Below are 23,442 nucleotides of genomic sequence, written 5' to 3'. Positions count from 1 at the left end.
AAATCAACAAACATAATTCTATTATGATACAAATCTTTAAGAACAACATGGTAAGCGCCTGTATATATCTACTCAGCGCAGTAACGGCTCAGGCGCAGACCATCTTTTCGCCCGACGGCAATATCAAACTGGACTTCCAGTTAGAGAATGACGGCGTACCAGCGTACAAAATCAGTTACAAAAGTCAACCTGTCGTGAAGACGAGCCATTTAGGCTTTGAACTGCGCGACGCCGAGAATCTGATGGATGGATTCTCGATCATCTCCACTGAAACAGACTCTTTCGATGAAACCTGGCAGCCTGTATGGGGCGAGAGCCGTGACATACGCAATCATTACAACGAACTGCTGGTGAAACTAGACCAGACAAAGACCGATCGTCGTATGAACATCCGTTTCCGCGTATACGACGATGGTGTGGGGCTGCGCTATGAGTTTCCACAGGAAGGACGTCTGAACTATTTCGTGGTAAAAGAGGAACACACGCAGTTTGCCATGACAGGTAATCACACTGCATGGTGGATTCCCGGCGACTATGACACTCAGGAGTACGAGTACACCCGCTCACGACTGAGCGAAATACGAAGCCACCTGCGCGGTGCTGTTAGCGGAAACCTCTCACAAACTGTATTCTCAGAGACGGGCGTGCAGACCTCGCTTCAACTGAAGACCGACGATGGACTCTACCTGAATCTCCATGAGGCTGCGCTCATTAATTATCCCGCCATGCATCTCAACTTAGATGACAAAACAATGACGTTCGAGTCGTGGCTGACACCCGATGCCATAGGTGCCAAAGGATTTCTGCAGACACCCTTCAACACACCTTGGAGAACTATCCAGATCACCGACGATGCCCGTAAAATTCTTGCATCTAACCTCATTTTGAACCTCAATGAGCCTTGCAAAATCAAGGATACCAGCTGGATTCACACGACAAAATACATGGGCGTATGGTGGGAGATGATTTCTGGCAAGGGCGACTGGGCTTACACCAAACAGTATCCCTCAGTGAAACTCGGTCAGACCGACTATAGCAAAGCCCGTCCCTCAGGACGTCACTCTGCAAATAACGCCAATGTGCGCCGCTATATCGACTTTGCAGCCGAACATGGTTTCGATGCCGTGCTGGTTGAGGGATGGAACATCGGATGGGAAGACTGGAGCGGCAACTCGAAAGAGATGGTGTTCGACTTCGTAACCCCATACCCCGACTTCGACATCAAGGCACTCAACGACTATGCTCATTCGAAAGGCATTCGCCTCATCATGCACCACGAGACATCATCGTCAGTGATGAACTACGAAAAACACATGGATGAGGCCTACAAACTGATGAACAAATATGGTTACGACGCCGTGAAAAGTGGCTATGTAGGCGACATCATCCCACGCGGTGAGCATCACTATAGCCAGTTGGAAATTAACCACTACCAACACGCCATTGAGCGCGCTGCCGACTTCCACGTGATGGTGAACGCCCATGAGGCCGTACGTCCAACAGGACTCTGCCGCACATGGCCAAACCTGATTGGTAATGAGAGTGCACGAGGCACAGAATATCAGGCCTTCGGAGGAACGAAGCCCGGTCATACAGCCATTCTGCCCTTCACCCGTCTACAAGGAGGCCCGATGGACTACACACCAGGTATCTTCGAGATGGACGTAACCAGCGGTTCACACTGCAATTCCACCATTTGCGGACAGCTCGCCCTCTACGTCACCATGTATAGTCCGCTACAGATGGCTGCCGACTTCCCCGAGAACTACCAGAAGCACATGGATGCTTTCCAGTTCATCAAAGACGTAGCTACTGATTGGGACGAAAGTATATACCTCGAGGCAGAGCCCATGGAGTACATCACTGCAGCCCGCCGTGCCAAGGGTACTGGTAACTGGTTCGTAGGATGCGTTGCAGGTGAGAAGGCACACACATCGAACCTGAAATTCAACTTCCTCGATGCTGGTAAGAAGTATATCGCCACAGTCTATGCAGATAAGAAGGATGCCAACTACAAGACCAATCCTCAAGCATATATCATCAAGAAAGGTGTTGTAACAGCTAAGTCGGCACTACGTTTGACAGCTGTTCCCGGTGGCGGCTACGCCATCAGCATCACAGAGGCCACTCCGACCAATTTAAAAGGTCTTAAAAGCCTCCCCTCTGTAGTACAGTAGATCAGCTGACATAAAAGAAGAGAGCAGTATACACTTTGCTATACTGCTCCCTTTTTAATTGTAATGGCTGCACTATGATAGTTTACCGTTCTGCTCTGGCAGCTTCGAGCAGAGTGCTGTAGTCGGACGTTGCATGACATACAGGATTCATAACACTGCCAATGATTCTGCCTTGAATGATATCGCTGTTCCAATGATATCGAGCAATGGTTCTTGACACAGCAAAATCATTGGCTGCCCTCATAATCAGATCGGCTTTCTGTGGATAGAGTTCTATCATGGTCATAGCAGCTGACCATATTCCTGCAGCATGACCACTGGGATAGGAGTTTGCATACAACAGGTCCTTGGACATATCCTCATATTGCTCTGGCGACTGCACATCAGCATTCGTCCATTTGCCATTCTCATCATAATAGCAGACCTCTATGTCACCTACATCATACGATGCCTTATGACCATCATTATCCTCAATGACAAAACTCGTCAGCACGTTATATCTGTCGTCAGTATACGACTTGCGCAGTCCCTGCTGCGCCTCAGAACAGCCAGGCCTTAATCTGCCATATTCATAATGACCAAGTGAGGCTGTCGCATGTTGAAGTATGCCTCTTGCCGTGTTGCCTGCCTTTTGTAATAGCAGAATGAGTGCGGCTATCTTTCCTTCGGGACTGATGGTCTCACCTATGGTTGAAGCTCCGAATACTGCATTGAAGCTATACTTACCGCCAACATTCTTCTTATCTGCTCCGAAGATATGGTGAACATCATTATCTTCGTCAGCAATAGCCTGTACAGCTCTCTGGTCTGGCAAGTTGAACTTGCTCACAATGTTGTTATAGATTTCCATATCAACCTTCAGACAGCCATTGGAGGCTTTCTCATCGGCAATTTCCGGATTTATCCTATTACGATCAGCGAACTGAGGGGCATAAGGGCCAGGCGCACTCGCCATAAACTTGCGGAGCTCTACGTAAAAAGCATCGTCGGTAACGTGGTCGCGCGACTCTTCCTTGAGCGTCTCTGCCAGCGTCTTCTGATACTTGCTGCCACCTACCTCAGCCCTCATGGCTTCGATATCAGGTTTCTCTGTGGTGTGCATAGCTGCATAGATGGCACTTGCCACAAGGCGCGCCACATTAGGATCTGAATTGAAGCTATAGCCATAAATATTACTATCCATGGTAAAGTCGCCAGCCTCATATCCTGTCTGATATAGCAGATTGCGCTTGGACGGATTGATTTCCGACAACTGCATGGCAGCGAGCCAGCCAATCATCGTCTTATATACATCTATCTTGTCTGCTTGCTTGTCTGTATAGTAGTTATATGCTGTCGGGAAATTCTCTTCCTTATAAAGCAGGGGCAAACCGCAACTACTTTTCCCCTTCGACTGGGCTATAGCCTCTTCTGCCAACTCAAGCAGATATGTATAGGTCTTGCTGTCCTTATGTACATTGACGATACCATCGAAACTGTTGTGAAGCACTTCATCAAGGAGCTCGTCGGCATTTACAACCCGTTCTTCATCATTATTATTGCCGTTATTATTGTTACTATCCTTGTCGCATGACACAAAGAAGAAAGGCAATACAAACAAAAGTATTTTTTTCATATATACAATTCTTTACACCACAATCCCCCTTATTGAGGAAATTGCGTGGGCAAAATTAATGTTTTTATTTTAATTCAGCAACAAATAACAATTTTTTTCTTCAATTCTACACAGATATTGCTGAATATTCCGAATTAATACTTAACTTTGCCACCATGATAATGGACATTGAACATTTCTATATAGAGAAAGGTGAAGGGGTTCCTTTGATTCTTCTTCACGGGAATGGAGAGAACTGCGATTATTTCCAAGGGCAGATAGATGAGTTTGCCAAATCATATCATGTGTATGCAATAGACACCAGAGGGCACGGTCAAACGCCAAGAGGAGACAAACCTTTTACCATTCGGCAATTCGCAGAAGACCTGCTGGGATTTATGGACAAACACCAGATTGAGAAAGCCCATCTGCTCGGATTCTCTGATGGTGGCAATATCGCCATGGTATTTGCTATACAACATCCCGACCGTATCAGCCGACTGATACTCAATGGTGCCAATCTGAATACTAACGGCGTAAAAAGAAGCATACAAATCCCCATTGAGATAGGATATAGAATTGCCCGAGTGTTCGCCCGTTGGCGCCGTTCTGCAAAACTAAAAGCCGAATTATTAGGGCTGATGGTGAATGATCCGAACATATCGCCTCAGGAACTGAAAGGAATACAAGCCAGAACATTGGTCATTGCGGGCACTAACGACATGATAAAAGATGAGCACACAAGACTGATAGCAGAAAACATTCCTGACGCCACGCTGGTAATCCTTAAAGGCAGTCATTTCATTGCAAACCAACATCCTCAGGAATTCAACCAAGCAATTATGAAATTCTTACAAGATTAGCATCCCATAGAAACAAAAAGCCGCTGAGAGGTCAGCGGCTTTAATTTATTCATACCTTCTTTGATTTTACTGTTTCAAAGCATCAGCAATAATCTGAGCCATCTTATCAGCACCCTGACCATTAGGATGAATACCATCTGTCATCATCAGCTTCTCGCCACCTTCAAACAGCGTGTGCAGGTCGATGACATTCAATCCATACTTTTTGGCAACCTCCTGCTGAACAGGAATCACGCCATTAACAATAATGGAGTCGTTGATATCCCAGGTTGTCTTCTCTGCCTTGATGGGTGTACAGAGGAATATCTGAGGCTTTGCAGGAACTGTGGCAGCTGCTTTCTTACCTTTCTTCTTGGCAGGTTGCAACAGGTCTGGACGTAAGGTAGTAATCATTTGCTCCAAATCCTGACGGAACTCAGCGCCAAACAGCCAGTTACGGCCTTTCGAATCATTGGTTCCCAACTTTATCACCACGATATCAGGCTTAAAGGCAAGCGCATCTTTCCATGCCAACTCATTCATATAGGGATAGTCACCCTTATTCAGCATAGTACGGGCGCTCACACCGAAATTCTTCACCCAGTAGTCGCTACCCAGTTTCTTCTGCAACAAAGCGGGATATCCGTAAGCCGTGGCCATATCAATACCATGGCCGTCGGTAATGCTATTACCAATACAAGCCACACGGACAGCATCCTCCTTCGGGGCCTGATGAGCTTTCAGCCAATTACCGATATCCGTCAGTAACTGGTCGTGATATTTGAACCAAGGTCCAAAGCCGAAACCATGATCGCCTGTAGGATATACATACATGGCGCAATCGTTACCAGCCAGACGCATCGCCTTATAATACTCCAAGCCATTGGTAACAAACGGTACCAGACGGTCATCGCTGGCTGAGATAATCAATGCAGGAGGAGTCAGGTGGCGACGTACAGCGTTCATGGTCGAGAAATCACGTACTAACGCGGGATCCTTCAGCCCCTCCTCGCCCAAGAAATTGATGCACGACCACTTATGGCTCACCCTCTGATCCATAGAAATAACCGGATAGAACAGAATTGAGAAGTTTGGACGAGCATCGAAGTCGGCATGCGTAGAGACAACCGAGGCCAGATGACCGCCAGCCGAGAAGCCCATGATACCCACATCATTTGGATTAATGCCCCACACCTTGGCTGAGTCGCGAACAGTGCGGATACCATTCATCACATCGCTCATAGGCTTCATGCGATCGCCCTCCGGCAAACGATAGTTCACCACGAAATAGGCAATACCCTGTTGGTTCAGCCAATCCGATGCCATCGTGCCCTCATGGGTATTTGAAAGTACCGAATAGCCACCACCTGGCACACCTACTATAGCTTTGCCACAAGACGTCTCAGGCAAGAAACACACCATCTGCGCCTTTCCGTCTTCTGTCAGGTCGAGCGTAAACTTCCTTGCTGTCTGGGCTTGAACCATCACAGCCGAGAACAGCATACCAATAACAAAAAATTTCTTCATGTTGGTAAGTTAATAATAATTTAAGTTTTATTTTATTAAGAATGTTCCTATCTCTTTTTCTATCGCCTCATCATATTTATAAATATCCGGCCACAATTCTACCTTACCCGTGGCGGGGTTGGGATAGGCTGTATAATATACAATATATACAGGCACTTTCGGACTCACATCCAGATACTTGACAAGTCTGACAGGCTCACCGGCATGAGCACTCAGATAAGTCCTACCCTGCTCTGTCTCTGGTCTGAGATCCATTGACAGCCTCAACTTGTCTTTCGTCCACTCGTCGAGCTCAGGCAACAGGAAACATGCCATATCAAATGGCTTCTGTATTCTTACACAGCCATGCGACAGCGTTCGTTTGTCGCGCTGGAATGCACCACGGTTATTTGTGTCGTGAAGATACACTGAGAAGTTATTGGGGAAACGGAACACGATCCTTCCAAGCGAGTTGCCTGCGCCCCCCTTCTGCACCACTCTCACATTGCCAGACAATAGTTTCTCCTTACTGACGTTGGCAGCATTCAGCGTATCATTCGACTCACGTTCAACAATCGTGTATTTGTTACGGGCGAAATACACCGAGTCGCCGCTATGATGAGCCACGTCGGTCTTGATGATATTGAAAGGTATTACCCATTCGGGGTTCACCTGTATATGACTAATGGCACTATGCAGCAATGGTGTCTTCGTAGCAAATGCGCCACAACATATCTTCATATCAAGAACCGAATCGCCACCAACAGCCCACAAATGCTGCGCTGCAATATTTACTAACACACATTTCTCCTGCCTCTCAGGGTGTTTCATCTGCCAGCGGCATCGTTCCATGTTGATGGCTATCTTCCTGCGCTCAAGCTTGTCTGTTGTCTTTGCCAACTGATTCTTCAACGCCAGATAGACGTAGTTATCGCTCTGCGAAGCCTTCAGGTATGCCATACGTTCACCTGTGGCCAGTTTCTGCCGTGCCTCAGTATCATCTGCAGCCTTCACTTCGTAATCAAACAGTCTGGCAAAGCCTTCACCCCCCACCTTGTTATCCAGTCGGTTCAACACTTTGTCTGGTTGCATGAATCCATACCTCAATCCCGTTGTATAGCTAACGTATGCCTGGGTCAGATGATCATCGAGCCGTTTTAATACCTCGTTGATGCTCTGTCCTATCGAATCGAATGCCAGCGTCTTGACGATAGCCATATCCTCAGTTATCTGGGGCACGAAGAAAGCAGTAGTATCAAGTCCGTTCTGAGGCAGTTCGCGGCGCAGGTATATCAACATCGAGTCGGCCTCATCTGCCATACCCATACGGGTGAACCATGTTCCCTGCACATCGCTGTCCAAACTATCCACATAAGTACCAAAGGCCGATTTCTCTGCCTCAGACAACTGCCTGTTTCCATCACCACAGGAGGCCACAAGCAAGCCACTCAAGAGCACCACACCCCATCTCCGTTTCATGCTCTCATTAATTTAGTTCTTATTCTTCCATCAACTTGCGATAACGGGCACGCTTAGGCTCTTCAAGTCCAAGGCGCTGAGCCTTATTACTCTCATAATCGCTGTAGTTTCCTTCAAAGTAAAATACTTTTCCTTCACCCTCAAAGGCCAGTATATGTGTACAGATACGATCCAAGAACCAACGGTCGTGACTAATGACAACAGCACAGCCAGCAAAAGCCTCAAGACCTTCCTCTAAAGCTCGTAACGTGTTGACGTCAATGTCGTTAGTCGGCTCATCTAAAAGCAGAACATTACCTTCCTGTTTTAGTGCAATAGCCAGATGCAGGCGGTTACGTTCACCACCAGAGAGTACACCGCACTTTTTCTCTTGGTCGGCTCCGCTGAAGTTGAAGCGCGACAGGTAGGCACGTACATTCACATCTTTGCCACCCATGCGGATGCTCTCGTTTCCACCGCTTACCACCTCATATACCGACTTGTTCGGATCGATATCCTTGTGCTGTTGGTCTACGTATGACAACTTCACTGTCTCGCCCACATCGAAGGTTCCCGCATCAGCTTTGTCTAAACCCATTATCAGTCGGAACAATGTTGTCTTACCAGCGCCATTAGGACCTATCACACCCACAATTCCATTAGGAGGTAATACGAAATTCAGATCCTTGAACAGTTCTTTTTCAGGGAATGACTTCGCTACATGTTCTGCAACAATCACCTTATTACCCAAACGTGGACCATTGGGTATGAAAATCTCCAGCTTCTCTTCTTTTTGTTTCTGCTCCTCATTCAACATCTTATCGTATGAGTTCAAACGAGCCTTACCCTTAGCCTGGCGGGCTTTCGGAGCCATACGTACCCACTCTAACTCACGCTCCAGCGTCTTACGGCGCTTAGATGCCTGTTTTTCTTCCTGAGCCAATCGCTGACTCTTTTGTTCCAACCAACTTGAGTAATTGCCTTTCCAGGGAATGCCCTCGCCGCGATCCAGCTCTAAAATCCATTCAGCTACATCATCGAGGAAATAACGGTCGTGAGTTACGGCAATCACTGTTCCTTCATATTGCTGCAAATGCTGCTCCAGCCAGTCTATGCTCTCAGCGTCAAGATGGTTGGTAGGCTCGTCGAGCAGCAGCACGTCGGGTTTCTGCAACAACAGACGGCATAAGGCCACACGACGGCGTTCACCACCTGAGAGCGTCTTCACGCTCCAATCACCTGGCGGACAGTTCAGAGCGGCCATCGCACGATCCAACTTTGAGTCCATATTCCAAGCATCGGTAGCATCAATAATGTCCTGAAGTTCAGCCTGCCGCTGCATCAGCTTATCCATCTTGTCGGCATCCTCGTAATACTCTGGCAATCCGAATTTCACATTAATCTCGTCATATTCGGCTAATGCGTCGTATACGTGCTGAACACCTTCCATCACGTTCTCCTTTACAGTCTTCTCCTCGTTCAGAGGCGGATCCTGTGGCAGATAGCCCACCGAGTAGCCGGGACTCCACACCACCTGTCCCTGAAACTTATCGTCAAGTCCGGCTATAATCTTCATAAGCGTAGACTTACCAGCACCATTCAATCCGATGATACCGATTTTCGCGCCATAGAAGAAACTCAGGTAGATGTTCTTTAATACTTGTTTCTGATTCTGCTGGATGGTCTTGCTTACACCGACCATCGAGAAGATTACTTTCTTATCATCAACTGTTGCCATTCAATAATAGTTGTTTTATTTATATCAATGAAAATGCCACATCCATCATGTGGGTAAATGTGGTCTGTCGCTCCTCAGCCGTAGTTGCCTCACCCGTCAGTATATGGTCTGATATGGTGCAGATTCCCAGCGCCCTGTTGCCCGAACGGGCTGCATTCATATAAAGGGCAGCAATCTCCATCTCTACGGCCAGCACGCCCATATTCATCCATTTCTCATTCTGCGGATTTTCGCCATAAAAGTTATCTGAAGAGAACACATTTCCTACTTTATAGTTATAACCAAAGCGCTCACAGGCCTCAGCAGCGTCTCTCACCAGTTCAAACGTAGCTATCGGGGCATATAACCCAGGCAGTCCGTACTGGTTCACATAGTTCGAGTTGGTACAAGCGCCCATGGCAATAGCTATGTCGCCTATATGCAGATCATATGAGATAGAACCTGCAGAACCAACACGAATGATAGTCTTCACGCCGTAAAAATTGTAGAGTTCGTAGGTATAGATGCCAATAGAAGGCATACCCATACCATGCCCCATCACACTCACACGCTTACCCTTGTATGTGCCTGTATATCCCAACATGCCTCTGACGTGGTTAAACTCCACAGGAGTGTCGAGATATCTTTCTGCCATGAACTTGGCTCTTAGCGGATCGCCAGCCATAATTACCGTTTCGGCTATCTCGCCGAACTTAGCCCCTATATGGGGAGTTGGTGTTGTTGCCATCTTTTATTGGTTTGGGGTTATTCGGGGCAAAGTTACGTTTTTTTTTGCTAATTGGGGCTGTTTTTGCCATAAAATCTTTGTTAGCCCAATTATTTTACCTATTTTTGCACCATTATATATATCAAACAATAAAATAATTATGGTTAAGCACATCATTCTCTGGACGCTCAATCCAGAACTTTCTGAAGAAGAAAAAGCCAGCGTTAAGGCTGGCATCAAAGCTGGCCTCGAAGGGCTCGTAGGCAAGGTTCCCGGTCTGCTCGACGTCAAAGTTCATATTGACGGCCGTTTGGCCTCATCAAATGCTGACGTGATGCTTGACAGCACCCTCGAATCACCAGAGGCCTTGAAGGGGTACGCTATTCATCCCGACCACGTGGCTGTGGCCAACAACAAAGTTCGTCCTTACACTGTTCAGCGTGCCTGTCTGGATTTTGAAATTTAAAATAAATCCCCGCCAGCTTGGCGGGGATTATTCTTCTTTTATAAATCCTGATACTTGTGGCGCATTCTACAGCCGAACCATATAGAGGCTGTAGTTCCTTTATCTGGTTCTGATGTGATTGACATCTCTCCACCCAACGCTTCAACAATTGATTTGCAGATAGAAAGTCCAAGTTCGTTAGTACGATTCGACAAAGTGAGCGAGTCCTCATTCTGCAACACTGAATACGAGCCATCAAGGACTTCCTTAGGCATACACTCACCCGTATCTGTAATAACGACTCTGAGTCCTCTACGCTCATACCCGTAATTAAGGGTTATGCAACCTTTTTTGGTACGATGGGCGGCATTATTCAGCAGGTTCATCATCAGCTGATGCATTAAGTTTGTATCAAGCCTTGCCTTACAATGAGGCGACAGATCCGACCTTACAAGCACACTCACCCCCGAATTCACCACATGCAGCACCTCTCTGCGATACGACGCCATCATCTCTGCCAGATTCACCTCTATCATAGTGAATGAAAGCACACTGCTTTCAAAGTTCGACAGTTCAAGCAATTGCGAAATAAAATAAAAAAGCTGCTGACCATTTTCGTTAATATGCGTAGCTACCTCTTTTATCTCTTCGCGATTCATATCGCCCTGCTTATCCATCAGTATCACGTCGCTAAAGCCTATAATGGCATTCAGAGGTGTACGCAAAGCATGACTCACATTAGCCAGGAAAACCGACTTAATGCGCTCACTCGTCTGAGCTCGTTTAATCTCACGACGTAATTTCTTTACGTAGAAATGACGTACTATCAAAAAACATACTCCCAAAAGCACAAATAGTGCTATCACGATAATAAGTTTGCAGTCCATAGTTAATTAATATTGGCTGCAAAGATAGTAAAAAAATAAAAAATAAAAGAATGATATAGATAAATAAACAAAAAATCCCCACCAACAGGCAGGGATTCTTTATTTTAACATGATACTTACTTCTTGTTGATAGCAAGATCGATAGCTACTGCTACAGATACGGTAGCACCTACCATTGGGTTGTTACCCATGCCAAGGAAGCCCATCATCTCTACGTGAGCAGGAACAGAAGAAGAACCTGCGAACTGAGCGTCTGAGTGCATACGACCCAGCGTATCAGTCATACCGTAAGAAGCAGGACCTGCGGCCATGTTATCTGGGTGCAGGGTACGACCAGTACCACCACCAGAAGCTACTGAGAAGTAAGGCTTACCAGCGAGTACGCGCTCCTTCTTGTAAGTACCAGCTACGGGGTGCTGGAAACGTGTTGGGTTGGTAGAGTTACCAGTGATTGATACGTCTACGTTCTCCTTCCACAGGATAGCTACACCCTCACGAACATCGTCGGCACCGTAGCACTTAACCTTCAGACGGCTGGGGTTGTTGCCATAAGGAACCTCCTTAACAACGTTCAGATCACCAGTGAAGTAGTCGAACTTGGTCTGTACGTATGTGAAACCGTTGATACGGCTGATGATCTGGGCAGCGTCCTTACCAAGACCGTTCAGGATAACGCGGAGAGGCTTCTGGCGAACCTTGTTAGCCATCTCAGCAATCTTGATAGCACCCTCGGCAGCAGCGAAACTCTCGTGACCAGCCAGGAATGCGAAGCACTCAGTCTCCTCGCGGAGCAGACGAGCGGCGAGGTTACCGTGACCGATACCTACCTTACGATCGTCGGCTACTGATCCGGGGATACAGAAGCTCTGCAGACCGATACCGATGGCCTCAGCAGCCTCGGCAGCTGTCTTTACGCCCTTCTTGATGGCGATAGCAGCACCACAAACATATGCCCATTTAGCGTTCTCGAAACAGATCAGCTGTGTGTCCTCACACATCTGATATGGATCTACACCTGCCTTTTCACAAATCTCATTGGCTTCCTCGATAGAGTTGATGCCATTCTCCTTCAGAGCAGCAAGAACCTGGTTGATACGGCGCTCCTGACTCTCAAACTGTACTTTTCTAATCATTGTCGTATCCTCCTATTATTCTTTACGTGGATCAATTGCCTTAACTGCACCCTGCTCCTCGGTTGTACGACCGTAAGAGCCAGTGAACTTCTTCAGAGCCTCGTTAGCGTCCATGCCGTTCTTAACAGCCTCCATCATCTTGCCGAGGTGAACATACTCGTAACCGCAAACCTCGTTGTTAGCGTCGAGGTACTGCTTTGTGATGTAACCCTCAGTCAGCTCCAGATAACGTGTACCCTTAGCTACTGTACCGTAGAGAGTACCAGTCTGTGAGCGAAGACCCTTACCCAGGTCCTCAAGACCAGCGCCGATAGCCAGACCGCCCTCAGAGAAAGCACTCTGTGTACGACCGTAGACAATCTGCAGGAAGAGCTCACGCATAGCAGTGTTGATAGCATCGCAAACCAGGTCAGTGTTCAGAGCCTCGAGGATAGTCTTACCAGGCAGAATCTCAGAAGCCATAGCAGCTGAGTGTGTCATACCTGTACATCCGATGGTCTCTACCAAAGCCTCCTGAATAACACCGTCCTTAACGTTCAGGCTCAGCTTACAAGCGCCCTGCTGAGGTGCGCACCAGCCGATACCGTGGGTGTAACCAGAAATTTCCTTGATTTCTTTTACTGCAACCCACTTGCCCTCCTCGGGGATAGGTGCAGGTCCATGGTAAGCGCCCTTACAAACGCTACACATGTTCTCCACTTCTTTTGAATAAATCATTGATAATAAAACATTTAAATGTTAAACAACTTAATATTTCCTATTTTGACGGACAAAATTACTTCAATTTTTTGATTATCCCGACTTAGGCACATATCATTTAGGAATAATTAACGATACACACATCAGAGACCACGATACTTCAGAAAGCCTGAGGCGTCTGGCTGCTTCATGCCTGTGAAGTCGGTAAACATTTCCATCTGATCCTTAGTATTGCCACGACTAAGCACTTTTTCACGGAACGCCTGACCTGTAGCAGGGTTCAGGGCACCTAGTTTCTGGAATGTGTCAGCTACATTCACAGCAAGCACTTCAGTCCACAGATAACTATAGTAACCTGCGGCATACCCTCCACCCCATACATGGTTAAAATATGAGGTGCTGTAACGAGGAGGTATCTGAGCATTAAGCAGACCAATACGATCCAACGCCTTAGTCTCAAAGGCATCAGCCTCGTCGGCTGCAGGAATTTCGCACGATGACAGATGATGCCAGGCCAGATCAAGACAAGTTGCTGCAAGATTCTCTCCTAGAGCATAGGCTGCGTGGAAATTAATACTACCCAGCATCTTCTCTTTCAAATCGGAAGGCATCGGCTCACCAGTAATGGCATGTTTGGCATAATGATCGAACACCTCTGGGATAGAGGCAAACGACTCGTTGAACTGTGAAGGCATCTCTACGAAATCACGGGCTACAGATGTACCGCTAAGCGTGTTATACTGACAGTTGGATAGTATGCCATGAAGCGCATGACCGAACTCGTGGAAAAGTGTGGTTACTTCGTCCCAGCTAATCAGCGTGGGCTGTCCTTCAGGAGCCTTGGCTGAATTGGTAACATTGAAGATGATAGGCAACTGTCCACGTTCAATACTCTGCTTGGCGAAACCATCCATCCATGCACCGCCACGCTTAGTGGGGCGACGATAGAGATCGCTATAGAACAAGGCGATGGGTTTACCACTCTTATCGCGCACCTCAAACACCTTCATATCGGGATGATAGGTAGGCAGATCGGTACGAGGAATAAACGAAAGCCCATAGACCAGACTGGCGGCATAAAATACGCCGTTCACCTGTACACTGTCGATGTTGAAATATGGCTTCACCTCATCATCAGAGATACTGAATTGTTCCTGTTTCATCTTGGCCGAATAATAAAAGCGGTCGTAGGGCTGAAGCTCGAAATCTGCTCCTTGGGTTTTACGAGCATAAGCCTCGATGGCCTGAGTCTCAGCATCAGCCTTGGGGCTATATTCACTAATGAGATTCCTCAAAAAAGCATACACATTATCTGAATTCTTTGCCATTGTACGTTCCAATGAATATGAGGCATAATTATTATACCCCATAATCTCGCCCATCTCAGCACGCAATTTAGCAATCTCAACGACAATAGGATATGTGTTATATTTACCAGACCCATCAGCACGATGACGGGAGGCCTCGTAGACACGCTTTCTAAGATCTCGATTGTCAAGATTAGTCAGAATAGCCTGCTGTGTGGTATTAACGATAACAATGGCATAAGGAGCCTTACCGCCACGACTTTGTGCATCCTTGGCACACTGAGCAATATCCGCCTCGCTAAGACCTGCGAGATCTGCCTTGTTGTCAACCCATACCACAGCGTCGTTGGTGGCATCCGGGAGCACAGTACCCCATTGCTGCTGCAATTCTGCTATACGCATATTAATCTGCTTCATACGTTCCATCTTATCATCAGGCAAAAGAGCTCCTGCACGTACGAAACGTTTATATACAACTTCAGTTAGGCGTTGGTCTTCTCCCGAGAGTTTAGAGAACTCGCGGTCGTAGACGGTTTTGATACGCTGGAACAAAGCCTTATTAAAGTTAATCTCATTAGCGAGCTCTGTACGCAGAGGCGTCACCTTAGCTTCTGTCTCGGCAATGACAGGTGTCTTGTGAGCATCAACGAGGGCATCGAAAATGCGGGTAACACGTTCGTAAAGTTGACCGCTCTGTTCAAAAGCGAGAATAGTATTCTGGAATGTAGGAGCGTCCGGATTATCTACTATTTGTTGTATTTCTTCACGTTGCCGACTGATAGCCTCTTGAATTGCAGGAAGATAGTCGCTCTCTTTTATCTGTTTGAAGTCTGGTGCCCCGAAAGCCAGTTTACTAGGCTCAAGCAAGGGGTTACGACGTATTGTCTGATTACTCATCTCTAATGGTAAAACGGCAGAGGCCTGAAGCGACAATGCGCCCAAGCCAAAAGTTAAAATAAAGGTAGAAAGTTTCATAAATTATATTACATTGTTAGATAGCTATTTCTTAGGGGTATGGAAGCGATAGTTGTTAGTAAACATCTCGCGCACTGTGTTAATTTCAAGAAGTTTGGTACCTCCGCCCTCTCCCACGTTACCACTCAGGTAGGCAATCTTATCATTCTCCTCTACATAGCCTTTCTGACGGAGCATGCGTACTGCAGCCTGAAACAGTGCATCGGGAGCGATATGTTCTTTCTGGTAGACGGGAATCACGCCATAAGAAAGGTTGAGTAAGCGCTGGAGTTTGTCGTGATAACAAATGGCCAACACCGGGTTGGGACCTCGGAAAGCAGCCAGATTACGAGCTGTATCACCTGTATTGGAATCGGTAATGATACCCTTCACACCAAGTTTCTCTGTAGCCTCTATCGCTGAGTGAGCCATGAACTCACGGATATCACAATTAGCCGACAATGGCACTTCAATATCATTTTCACGCATTTTATCCTTCTCTGCCTGTTCGGCAATAGCCGACATCGTCTGTACAGCCTCAACAGGATACTTACCGCTGGCCGTCTCGCCTGAGAGCATCAGAGCGTCGGTACGATAGTAGATGGCATTGGCTATATCAGTAACTTCTGCACGCGTAGGACGAGGATTATTAATCATGGTGTGAAGCATCTGAGTAGCCACAATCACAGGTTTCTTAGCATGTACACACTTACGGATAATCTGACGCTGAATACCTGGAATGCGCTCAATGGGTACTTCTATACCCAAGTCGCCACGAGCAATCATGATGCCATAAGAAGCCTCGATAATCTCATCGATATTGTCAACACCCTCCTGATTCTCAATTTTCGAGATAATCTTGATGTCCGAATTGTAGGCATCAAGAATGGCCTGTACGGCACGGACATCAGCAGCTGAGCGTACAAATGAATGGGCAATAAAATCAATATCCTCGTGTATAGCAAGCATAATGTTTTTACGGTCTTTCTCTGTAAGTGTGGGCAGATCGATATGTACACCTGGTACATTGACACTTTTGTGAGCTCCCAGCACACCATCATTCTTAACTTGAGCGATGACGGCAGGACCATTGACACCGATAACCTCCATGTCGAGGGCGCCATCGTCGAAAAGCACATGACAGCCCTCATGCACGTCGGCCGCAAAGTTTGAGTAAGAAAGGTTTATGATGTCGTGAGTAGTGTCCATCTCTGGACGACCGAAGATTTTCACAACGTCACCCGTCTTGTAAGTGATGGGAGCGTCACATCCTGTGGTGCGCACCTCAGGTCCTTTTGTGTCGATGAGAATGCCAATATGCTTACTCACGCTCCTTACATTCTTAATAATCTGCTTGATACCCTGCTCGTCGGCATGGGCTGTGTTCATCCTGACAACATTCATACCCGCCATAAACAACTTACGGATAAACTCCGCATCACATCGGCGGTCACTGATGCTAGCAACAATCTTTGTCTGTTTCATAAATATATGCTCGATTTTATGGTGCAAAGATACAAAAAAAGGGGCAAAGAGAGGCGATTTTCATCAATTTTTGAAAAAAAAACGGGAAATATTTCGGTAATCTACTGAAAATTAGTAACTTTGCAGTCCGAAATCCAAGAGATTCGGATTTTCACATTATTAATATATATAAGTATAGAAATATGACAAAGGCAGAAATCATCAACAAAATTGCTGAGGAGACTGGCGTGGCGAAAAGAGATGTTGCGACATCTGTGGAGGCCTTCATGGAGGTTATCCGTCAATCGCTCGCAGAAGACAAGGAGAATGTCTACCTGCGCGGCTTCGGCACATTCGTTGTAAAGCGCCGTGCCAGAAAGACGGCTCGCAACATCTCGAAAAACACAACGCTCGTTATTGAGGCTCACGACTTCCCCGCTTTCAAGCCCTCTAAGAGTTTTATCGAGAAAATGAAGTAATTACAAACATCAATAAAAAACAATTAAGATTATGCCAAACGGAAAGAAAAAGAAGGGCCACAAGATGGCTACTCACAAGCGTAAGAAGAGACTGCGCAAGAATCGTCACAAGAGCAAGTAAAAACACAAGCTTGCCCCTCTGTGATGCAGAGAAAAGAAATGGAAGGAGTGTAACAGTCTATCCCTCAAATACGGAAGGCAGCACTCCTTTCTTGAGTTTTAACGACAACCTCTATTAGACGTTAATTTAGAAAGACAAAGACCATGACAAGTGAAGTAATCATTGATGTTCAACCGAAAGACATATCAATAGCACTGCTCGAAGACAAGCAACTGGTGGAATACCAGAAAGAGCAGCGCACGGTATCATACTCGGTAGGCAACATCTATGTGGCAAAAGTAAAAAAACTGATGCCCGGACTGAACGCATGCTTCGTCGACGTCGGCTCTGAACGAGTGGCCTTTCTGCATTATCTCGATCTGGGAAGTCAATTCAACTCTTATGAGAAATACCTGAAACAGGTAGTTAGTGACCGCAAGAAGCTCTACCCTATCCAAAAAGCTACTCTGCAGCCGAAACTGGAAAAAGAAGGGAGCATTGCCAACAAGTTGAAGGTTGGACAGGAACTGCTGGTACAGATTGTAAAAGAGCCTATCAACACCAAGGGTCCCCGATTGACATGCGAACTGAGTTTCGCAGGACGCTATCTGGTGCTGATACCTTTTGAAGACAGCGTTTCCGTATCAACAAAGATCAAGCGTGGCGAAGAGAGAACCCGACTGAAACAGCTGATACAGAGTATTAAACCCAAGAACTTCGGTGTTATCGTACGTACGGTAGCCGAAGGCAAAAGAGCCGCAGAACTTGACGCAGAAATGAAGATACTGCTCAAGCGATGGGAAGATGCCATCACGAAAGTACAGAAAACTACAGAGCGCCCACAATTGTGCTTTGAGGAGGAAAGCCGCGCCGTAGCATTGCTCCGTGATTTATTCAACCCAACGTATGACGGTATCCACGTAAACGACAGCGGCATATATGAAGAAATAAAAAGCTACTTGGGACTGATTGCTCCCGAAAAGAAGGAGATTGTGAAACTGTACAACGGTACGGTACCTATCTTCGATAATTACGATGTAACCAAGCAGCTTAAGTCGGGCTTCGGCAAAACGGTAAACTACAAGCATGGTGCCTACCTTATCATAGAGAGTACGGAGGCTATGCACGTGGTCGACGTGAACAGCGGCACCAGAATCAAGAAAGAAAACAGTCAGGAGACCAACGCTCTGGAAACAAATCTAGGCGCTGCCGATGAGTTGGCACGTCAATTGAGACTGAGGGATATGGGCGGTATCATTATCGTGGATTTCATCGATATGAAACTACCAGAAGACCGTCAGCTACTCTACGAGCGTATGTGTAAGAACATGCAGAAGGATCGCGCCAAGCACAATATTCTGCCACTGTCAAAATTCGGACTGATGCAGATTACCCGACAGAGAGTACGCCCCGCTATGAGCGTGAATGTCGAAGAGACCTGCCCTACCTGCTTCGGAAAAGGAACGATCAAGTCAAGTATCCTCTTTACGGATACATTGGAGAGTAAGATTGACACACTGGTGAACAAGATCGGTATCCGCAAGTTCTATCTGCATGTACACCCCTACGTAGACGCCTACATCAACAAGGGCCTGTTCAGCTTAAAACGACAATGGCAATTGAAGTACGGAATGGGCGTGAGGGTAGTTCCATCGCAGAAGCTAGCCTTCCTACAATACGAGTTCTACGACAACAACCGGCAGTATATCGATATGCAGGAAGAAATCGAAACGAAGTAAGAATCCTCTAAAAAAGCCACTATGCTAACACTTAAAATCCTATTCTGGGCCATGCTGCTCATTGTATTCTACACCTATATAGGATATGGAATACTATTATATATTATCATTAGGCTGAAACGGCTCTTCAGGGGAACTCCCCAGAAGGCCGCAATGCCAAGTGATGAAGAACTTCCCACAATGACACTTATGATTTGTGCCTACAACGAGGAAGATGTGGTGGAAGAAAAAATGAAGAACACCTTAGAGATAGACTATCCGAAAGACAAATTCAGAATCATGTGGGTGACAGACGGCAGCAACGACCGTACAAACGAATTATTAAAGGCCTATCCCGAGGTGGACATAGTATTCAGTCCTGAGCGTCGAGGCAAAACCGCTGCATTAAAACACGGACTGAGGGAGCTGCAGACCCGCTATGTCACTTTCACAGACGCTAATACGATGATTAATTCAGGAGCCCTACGGGAGATTGCCCGTCAATTCAAGGATCCTACTGTTGGTTGTGTGGCAGGTGAAAAACGCGTTACCGCAAGAAAAGCGGGCGAAGCTGCTGCAGAAGGAGAAGGCCTGTATTGGCGTTATGAGAGCACACTGAAACGCTGGGATAGTGAACTCTACTCAGCGATGGGGGCTGCTGGCGAATTATACGCCATCGATCCGACACTGATTTGCGAAGTGCCCGACGAGGCATTACTCGATGATTTCATGATGTCGATGTATGTCGTCGACGAAGGATATCGCATAGCATATACCCCTGATGCCTATGCTCAAGAGTATGGTTCGGCCAATATTTTTGAGGAGTCGAAGCGCAAACGCAGAATAGCCGCGGGAGGGCTTCAGAGTATCTGGTGGTTGCGCAGAATGCTGAATCCGCTGCGTCAGCCATTGGTAACATTTCAGTACGTCAGTCATCGTGTTTTGCGCTGGAGTGTGACCCCTGTGGCACTCGTCATTCTACTACTTGTAAACATTGCTCTTGTAGCTATGGAACCGTGTACATTCTACACTATCGCGCTTTGCTTGCAGTTTATATTCTATACCACATCTATAATTGGCTGGATATTAGATTATTATGGAAAGGAAAATAAACTACCTCGTATCATCTACTATTTTGTCTTTATGAACATCAACGTTTTTCGCGGAATGGCCTATCTGAGAACACATGGAAAGAGTGGAACATGGGAAAAAGCGAAAAGAAGTTGAAAAAAGTTTAAAAGAATTTTGGAATATAAAAAAAATGCATTATCTTTGCAGCAAGTTAGATACTAATACGGCCAATGGATAAAGACGAAAAGGAAATATTACTTCAGAAATTCGCAGATGCTAACAGACGCCTAATGCTGGCACAAGAACAATTGGCAGTAGCCAATCATAAACTGAAGGAATACGAGGAAAAAGCGCAGAAGGCTGAGAAAGCCAGCAAGATGAAGTCGCTTTTCCTCGCCAATATGAGTCATGAGATCCGTACACCACTTAACGCCATAGAAGGTTTCTCACGTGTGATTGCAGAAACCGACTCACAAGAAGATAGAATGAAATTCTTCGAAATCATCGAGAGCAATAACAACAGATTGATGAGCCTCGTCAATGAGATTCTTGACCTCTCGCGTGTGGAGTCTGGCGAAATTGTGATGAAAAAGACAAGAACAGACCTGAACGATTTGGGTGACAGCATAAAGAATATATTCAGGTTCCGTTGCCCAGACACCGTAAAGCTCTCATTCAAGAAACCTTCAATGACGGTATCGTTCCATACCGACCCTAATCGCCTGACACAGGTATTCTCCAATCTCATCAGTAATTCGCTGAAGCATACTTCAAGCGGTAGCATCACCTACGGCTATCAATTACTCGATGATGCTAAGGATATCGAATTCTATGTAAAAGACACTGGTACGGGTATCGACCAAAAAGACTTGGAGCACATCTTCGAGACCTATGTTTCGCGCGATGCAGAAACAACGAACAACGGTTACGGACTGGGACTGCCATTATGTAAGATTATCGTAGAGAAACTGGGTGGTACTATCAGCGTAGAATCAAAATTGGGCGAAGGCGCTACGTTCAAGTTCAAATTCCCGTTTGAAGGTGCTATCGGAGGTGTGGATCGTAACAGGACAACAACATCAACCAATGTGCGCACCATCAGAGTGAGCGGGCGTCCAGACGACCTGACAAAGAAGACCATCCTGGTGGCAGAAGACGAAGACAGCAACTATGAATTGGTTCGCATTGTTTTACAGAAGCGTTACAGGCTGTTGCGTGCGCATAATGGTATTGAGGCAGTAACTATCAACGAGGACGAGAAACCCGATTTGATTCTGATGGACATACGAATGCCAGAGATGAATGGCCTTGACGCCACACGGATTATCAAAGAGGTGAACCCATCAGTACCCGTTGTTGCACTGAGTGCCTATGCATTTGAAGAAAATATCCGTGATGCGAAAAATGCCGGCTGCGACGAATTTATGCCCAAGCCCTTCAAGGTTGAAAGCCTAATTGAGTTAGTAAAGAAGTATCTCGACGAATAAAAGGAATTACACACATTTTACAACATTTTTCTGATTATGGGAAAACTTGCCGTACAAAAGTACTTTTCGTTCACGATTCTCATTATCACCGTAATGCTGATGATCTTTACGATCACAGGTTTATATGGCGGTGAAGTTAATCCTGCAGGCAATACGGCCCGGGCAATGTTAGTCTACGCTCTGCCGATACTGATCGTGGCCAATGTGATATTGCTAATCTATTGGTGTATTATGCGCCGTTGGCACTGGGCACTGATTCCACTGATTACCATACTATGCTGTATTCCTTATATAGGCACACTCTACCAGTTTGGAAAATCAGCAGAAGATGCGGAAGTTAAAAAGGGAATCAAGATTGCGACGTACAATGTAGCCATGTTCGGGCGAGAGACTTCCGGATTCATGGCACAGGACATTCTGGCTGAGATGAAAAAACAGAAGGTAGACATTGCCTGTATGCAAGAATACAACGACCAGAGCGGTGATCGCAAGAACTCCGATTCCTACAAAGAGTATTTCCCGTACATGGCTATTGGCGAGAGCGACATGGTAATATACAGCCGCTACCCTATCGTGAACCATAAGAACCTGAACTTTGAGATGACCAACAACAGTGCCATGTGGGCTGAAATAAAGGTGGATAATGAGGTTTACCGTGTATACAATGCCCATCTGGAAACCACAGGCTTAAACCGTACGTTGCATGGCGCAGCCAAAATGGCAGCTCAAGGCATTGAGATAGAAAGCAACGCTGTTCTGAAGGCTATCTATGGCAACTACACCATCGGCATGATAGCTCGCGCAGGCCAGGCAAATGTACTAGCCATGGACATGAGAGAGGCCGAGGTCCCCATCATCGTATGCGGCGACTTTAACGATGTTCCCTACTCTTATGTGTACAACACGATGCTGGGCGATAAAATCGACGGTTTCAAAGAGTGTGGTAACGGCTGGATGTACACTTTCCGCGGTGGTAATAAGAAGGTGCGTATCGACTATATCTTCCACGATAAAGCCCTCGAAGGACTGACCTACTATCGCAGAGATCTCACCTATTCCGACCACTACCCAATATTCATGAAGATAGCCACACCCTCAAAAAACGAGTAAATAACAAAGGATTATAAATACAAGAATCCCCATCCGTCTCTTTGCCGGATGGGGATTCTCTTACATATACATGTAATATTATGATTCTTTCTTTGTCACCTTCTTTTTCTTGGTCTTTGGCTTTACCATTAACGGATGCTGACGAAGGTGCTGTAAGCGATACTCGCGAGGTGTACAACCCATAAAACGGAAGAAAGAAGCATAGAACGACTGGCGATTAGCAAAACCCACCATATCGCTCACTTCCTCCATACGAAGATTCTGATAGCGTTTGTCAACAAGGATTGACATAGCTTCGTCAATACGATACTTGTTTACGAACGATGTGTAGTTCATGTGGAAACGAACATTGACAACAGCAGAAATATAACGGGTGTTGGTTCCGATATCCGTAGCCAGTTCCTTAGCTGAATAATCTTTGTCACGATACTTCTTCTGCATCACGATAATGTTCATAATTTTCTCCTGCATCTCGTCCATCATACTTGGACTTACAAGGCCTCTGTAAGCAGCCACCTTTTCCTTTTTTTCTATAATATTATACTTTGCCATAATCTAGTTATATCA

At 46.2% G+C, this 23,442-nt stretch carries 19 protein-coding genes; 8 read left to right on the top strand and 11 right to left on the bottom strand.

Annotation, left to right across the window (positions count from 1 at the left end):
* Positions 1–23 precede the first annotated feature (23 nt).
* Positions 24–2,177 carry a glycoside hydrolase family 97 protein gene (locus T325_RS07145; RefSeq protein ID WP_369794040.1) on the top strand — a complete coding sequence of 718 codons (2,154 nt, stop codon included), beginning with the start codon at positions 24–26 and terminating at the stop codon, positions 2,175–2,177.
* Positions 2,178–2,259: 82 nt separating this feature from the next.
* Here T325_RS07145 and T325_RS07140 read toward each other — a convergent pair whose 3' ends face one another.
* On the bottom strand, positions 2,260–3,792 hold the full coding sequence (locus tag T325_RS07140; protein ID WP_036911904.1) for a phosphatase PAP2 family protein: 1,533 nt from the start codon (positions 3,790–3,792) through the stop codon (positions 2,260–2,262).
* A 161-nt stretch (positions 3,793–3,953) separates the two neighbouring features.
* On the opposite strand from T325_RS07140, the gene T325_RS07135 reads away from it, so the two are divergent.
* Positions 3,954–4,634, top strand: a complete 681-nt coding sequence (locus tag T325_RS07135) for an alpha/beta fold hydrolase (RefSeq protein WP_036913456.1) — start codon at positions 3,954–3,956, stop codon at positions 4,632–4,634.
* A 66-nt stretch (positions 4,635–4,700) separates the two neighbouring features.
* Here the strand turns inward: T325_RS07135 and axeA1 are convergent, their stop codons facing one another.
* Genes axeA1 through deoD form a run of 4 tightly spaced genes read right to left on the bottom strand, consistent with a single transcriptional unit; the run spans position 4,701 to position 10,042 of the window.
* The gene (gene axeA1, locus T325_RS07130; protein WP_036911901.1) at positions 4,701–6,140 is read right to left on the bottom strand and encodes an acetylxylan esterase AxeA1; all 1,440 of its coding nucleotides are present in this window, start codon (positions 6,138–6,140) and stop codon (positions 4,701–4,703) included.
* A gap of 27 nt (positions 6,141–6,167) precedes the next feature.
* A complete protein-coding gene (locus tag T325_RS07125) occupies positions 6,168–7,598 on the bottom strand; it encodes a L,D-transpeptidase family protein (RefSeq protein WP_051949770.1) in 1,431 nt (476 codons plus the stop codon).
* A 19-nt stretch (positions 7,599–7,617) separates the two neighbouring features.
* A complete protein-coding gene (gene ettA, locus T325_RS07120; RefSeq protein ID WP_036911898.1) occupies positions 7,618–9,315 on the bottom strand; it encodes an energy-dependent translational throttle protein EttA in 1,698 nt (565 codons plus the stop codon).
* Between the two features lie 19 nt (positions 9,316–9,334).
* Positions 9,335–10,042 carry a purine-nucleoside phosphorylase gene (gene deoD / locus T325_RS07115; RefSeq protein ID WP_036911896.1) on the bottom strand — a complete coding sequence of 236 codons (708 nt, stop codon included), beginning with the start codon at positions 10,040–10,042 and terminating at the stop codon, positions 9,335–9,337.
* A gap of 139 nt (positions 10,043–10,181) precedes the next feature.
* On the opposite strand from deoD, the gene T325_RS07110 reads away from it, so the two are divergent.
* Entirely contained in the window at positions 10,182–10,487 is a 306-nt protein-coding gene (locus T325_RS07110; protein ID WP_036911893.1) for a Dabb family protein, read from the top strand.
* Positions 10,488–10,525: 38 nt separating this feature from the next.
* Here T325_RS07110 and T325_RS07105 read toward each other — a convergent pair whose 3' ends face one another.
* The 5 genes from T325_RS07105 to pyk form a co-directional block, all read right to left on the bottom strand.
* Entirely contained in the window at positions 10,526–11,353 is an 828-nt protein-coding gene (locus tag T325_RS07105) for a sensor histidine kinase (RefSeq protein ID WP_036911891.1), read from the bottom strand.
* Between the two features lie 116 nt (positions 11,354–11,469).
* A complete protein-coding gene (locus tag T325_RS07100; RefSeq protein WP_036911888.1) occupies positions 11,470–12,486 on the bottom strand; it encodes a GGGtGRT protein in 1,017 nt (338 codons plus the stop codon).
* 15 nt (positions 12,487–12,501) lie between these two features.
* Complete coding sequence (locus T325_RS07095; protein WP_036911886.1) at positions 12,502–13,203, bottom strand: iron-sulfur cluster assembly scaffold protein; 702 nt, start codon at positions 13,201–13,203, stop codon at positions 12,502–12,504.
* A 125-nt stretch (positions 13,204–13,328) separates the two neighbouring features.
* Positions 13,329–15,467: a M3 family metallopeptidase gene (locus tag T325_RS07090; protein ID WP_036911884.1), complete on the bottom strand. Its 2,139-nt coding sequence runs from the start codon at positions 15,465–15,467 to the stop codon at positions 13,329–13,331.
* A gap of 24 nt (positions 15,468–15,491) precedes the next feature.
* Positions 15,492–16,931 (bottom strand): pyruvate kinase, encoded by a 1,440-nt coding sequence (gene pyk, locus T325_RS07085; RefSeq protein ID WP_036911880.1) that lies wholly within the window; start codon positions 16,929–16,931, stop codon positions 15,492–15,494.
* A gap of 164 nt (positions 16,932–17,095) precedes the next feature.
* Here pyk and T325_RS07080 point away from each other — a divergent pair, with 164 nt between their 5' ends.
* The 5 genes from T325_RS07080 to T325_RS07060 all read left to right on the top strand — a co-directional run bounded on the left by T325_RS07080 (position 17,096) and on the right by T325_RS07060 (position 22,875).
* On the top strand, positions 17,096–17,389 hold the full coding sequence (locus tag T325_RS07080; RefSeq protein ID WP_255327777.1) for an HU family DNA-binding protein: 294 nt from the start codon (positions 17,096–17,098) through the stop codon (positions 17,387–17,389).
* A 264-nt stretch (positions 17,390–17,653) separates the two neighbouring features.
* The gene (locus T325_RS07075; protein WP_036911874.1) at positions 17,654–19,228 is read left to right on the top strand and encodes an Rne/Rng family ribonuclease; all 1,575 of its coding nucleotides are present in this window, start codon (positions 17,654–17,656) and stop codon (positions 19,226–19,228) included.
* Positions 19,229–19,249: 21 nt separating this feature from the next.
* Entirely contained in the window at positions 19,250–20,434 is a 1,185-nt protein-coding gene (locus tag T325_RS07070) for a glycosyltransferase family 2 protein (protein WP_036911872.1), read from the top strand.
* A 74-nt stretch (positions 20,435–20,508) separates the two neighbouring features.
* Positions 20,509–21,765, top strand: coding sequence for an ATP-binding response regulator (locus tag T325_RS07065; protein ID WP_051949769.1), 1,257 nt, complete (start codon positions 20,509–20,511; stop codon positions 21,763–21,765).
* A gap of 36 nt (positions 21,766–21,801) precedes the next feature.
* A complete protein-coding gene (locus tag T325_RS07060) occupies positions 21,802–22,875 on the top strand; it encodes an endonuclease/exonuclease/phosphatase family protein (protein ID WP_036911869.1) in 1,074 nt (357 codons plus the stop codon).
* Positions 22,876–22,953: 78 nt separating this feature from the next.
* Here the strand turns inward: T325_RS07060 and T325_RS07055 are convergent, their stop codons facing one another.
* Positions 22,954–23,427 carry a helix-turn-helix domain-containing protein gene (locus tag T325_RS07055; protein ID WP_036911866.1) on the bottom strand — a complete coding sequence of 158 codons (474 nt, stop codon included), beginning with the start codon at positions 23,425–23,427 and terminating at the stop codon, positions 22,954–22,956.
* Positions 23,428–23,442 lie beyond the last annotated feature (15 nt).

This window comes from Prevotella sp. FD3004, assembly GCF_000746155.1.
In the GTDB taxonomy this organism is placed as follows: Bacteria; Bacteroidota; Bacteroidia; order Bacteroidales; family Bacteroidaceae; genus Prevotella.
Note: the sequence above shows the minus strand (reverse complement) of the source record. Positions and strands in the feature narration are given on the sequence as shown.

Bases quoted from the DNA above. Each gene is read 5' to 3' on its own strand.
- T325_RS07105 (WP_036911891.1), bottom strand. From the start codon at position 11,353: ATGGACTGCAAACTTATTATCGTGATAGCACTATTTGTGCTTTTGGGA.
- T325_RS07140 (WP_036911904.1), bottom strand. From the start codon at position 3,792: ATGAAAAAAATACTTTTGTTTGTATTGCCTTTCTTCTTTGTGTCATGC.
- T325_RS07125 (WP_051949770.1), bottom strand. From the start codon at position 7,598: ATGAAACGGAGATGGGGTGTGGTGCTCTTGAGTGGCTTGCTTGTGGCC.
- T325_RS07095 (WP_036911886.1), bottom strand. From the start codon at position 13,203: ATGATTTATTCAAAAGAAGTGGAGAACATGTGTAGCGTTTGTAAGGGC.
- T325_RS07065 (WP_051949769.1), top strand. From the start codon at position 20,509: ATGGATAAAGACGAAAAGGAAATATTACTTCAGAAATTCGCAGATGCT.
- T325_RS07135 (WP_036913456.1), top strand. From the start codon at position 3,954: ATGGACATTGAACATTTCTATATAGAGAAAGGTGAAGGGGTTCCTTTG.
- T325_RS07075 (WP_036911874.1), top strand. From the start codon at position 17,654: ATGACAAGTGAAGTAATCATTGATGTTCAACCGAAAGACATATCAATA.
- deoD (WP_036911896.1), bottom strand. From the start codon at position 10,042: ATGGCAACAACACCAACTCCCCATATAGGGGCTAAGTTCGGCGAGATA.
- axeA1 (WP_036911901.1), bottom strand. From the start codon at position 6,140: ATGAAGAAATTTTTTGTTATTGGTATGCTGTTCTCGGCTGTGATGGTT.
- T325_RS07070 (WP_036911872.1), top strand. From the start codon at position 19,250: ATGCTAACACTTAAAATCCTATTCTGGGCCATGCTGCTCATTGTATTC.
- pyk (WP_036911880.1), bottom strand. From the start codon at position 16,931: ATGAAACAGACAAAGATTGTTGCTAGCATCAGTGACCGCCGATGTGAT.
- ettA (WP_036911898.1), bottom strand. From the start codon at position 9,315: ATGGCAACAGTTGATGATAAGAAAGTAATCTTCTCGATGGTCGGTGTA.
- T325_RS07100 (WP_036911888.1), bottom strand. From the start codon at position 12,486: ATGATTAGAAAAGTACAGTTTGAGAGTCAGGAGCGCCGTATCAACCAG.
- T325_RS07110 (WP_036911893.1), top strand. From the start codon at position 10,182: ATGGTTAAGCACATCATTCTCTGGACGCTCAATCCAGAACTTTCTGAA.
- T325_RS07145 (WP_369794040.1), top strand. From the start codon at position 24: ATGATACAAATCTTTAAGAACAACATGGTAAGCGCCTGTATATATCTA.
- T325_RS07060 (WP_036911869.1), top strand. From the start codon at position 21,802: ATGGGAAAACTTGCCGTACAAAAGTACTTTTCGTTCACGATTCTCATT.
- T325_RS07090 (WP_036911884.1), bottom strand. From the start codon at position 15,467: ATGAAACTTTCTACCTTTATTTTAACTTTTGGCTTGGGCGCATTGTCG.
- T325_RS07055 (WP_036911866.1), bottom strand. From the start codon at position 23,427: ATGGCAAAGTATAATATTATAGAAAAAAAGGAAAAGGTGGCTGCTTAC.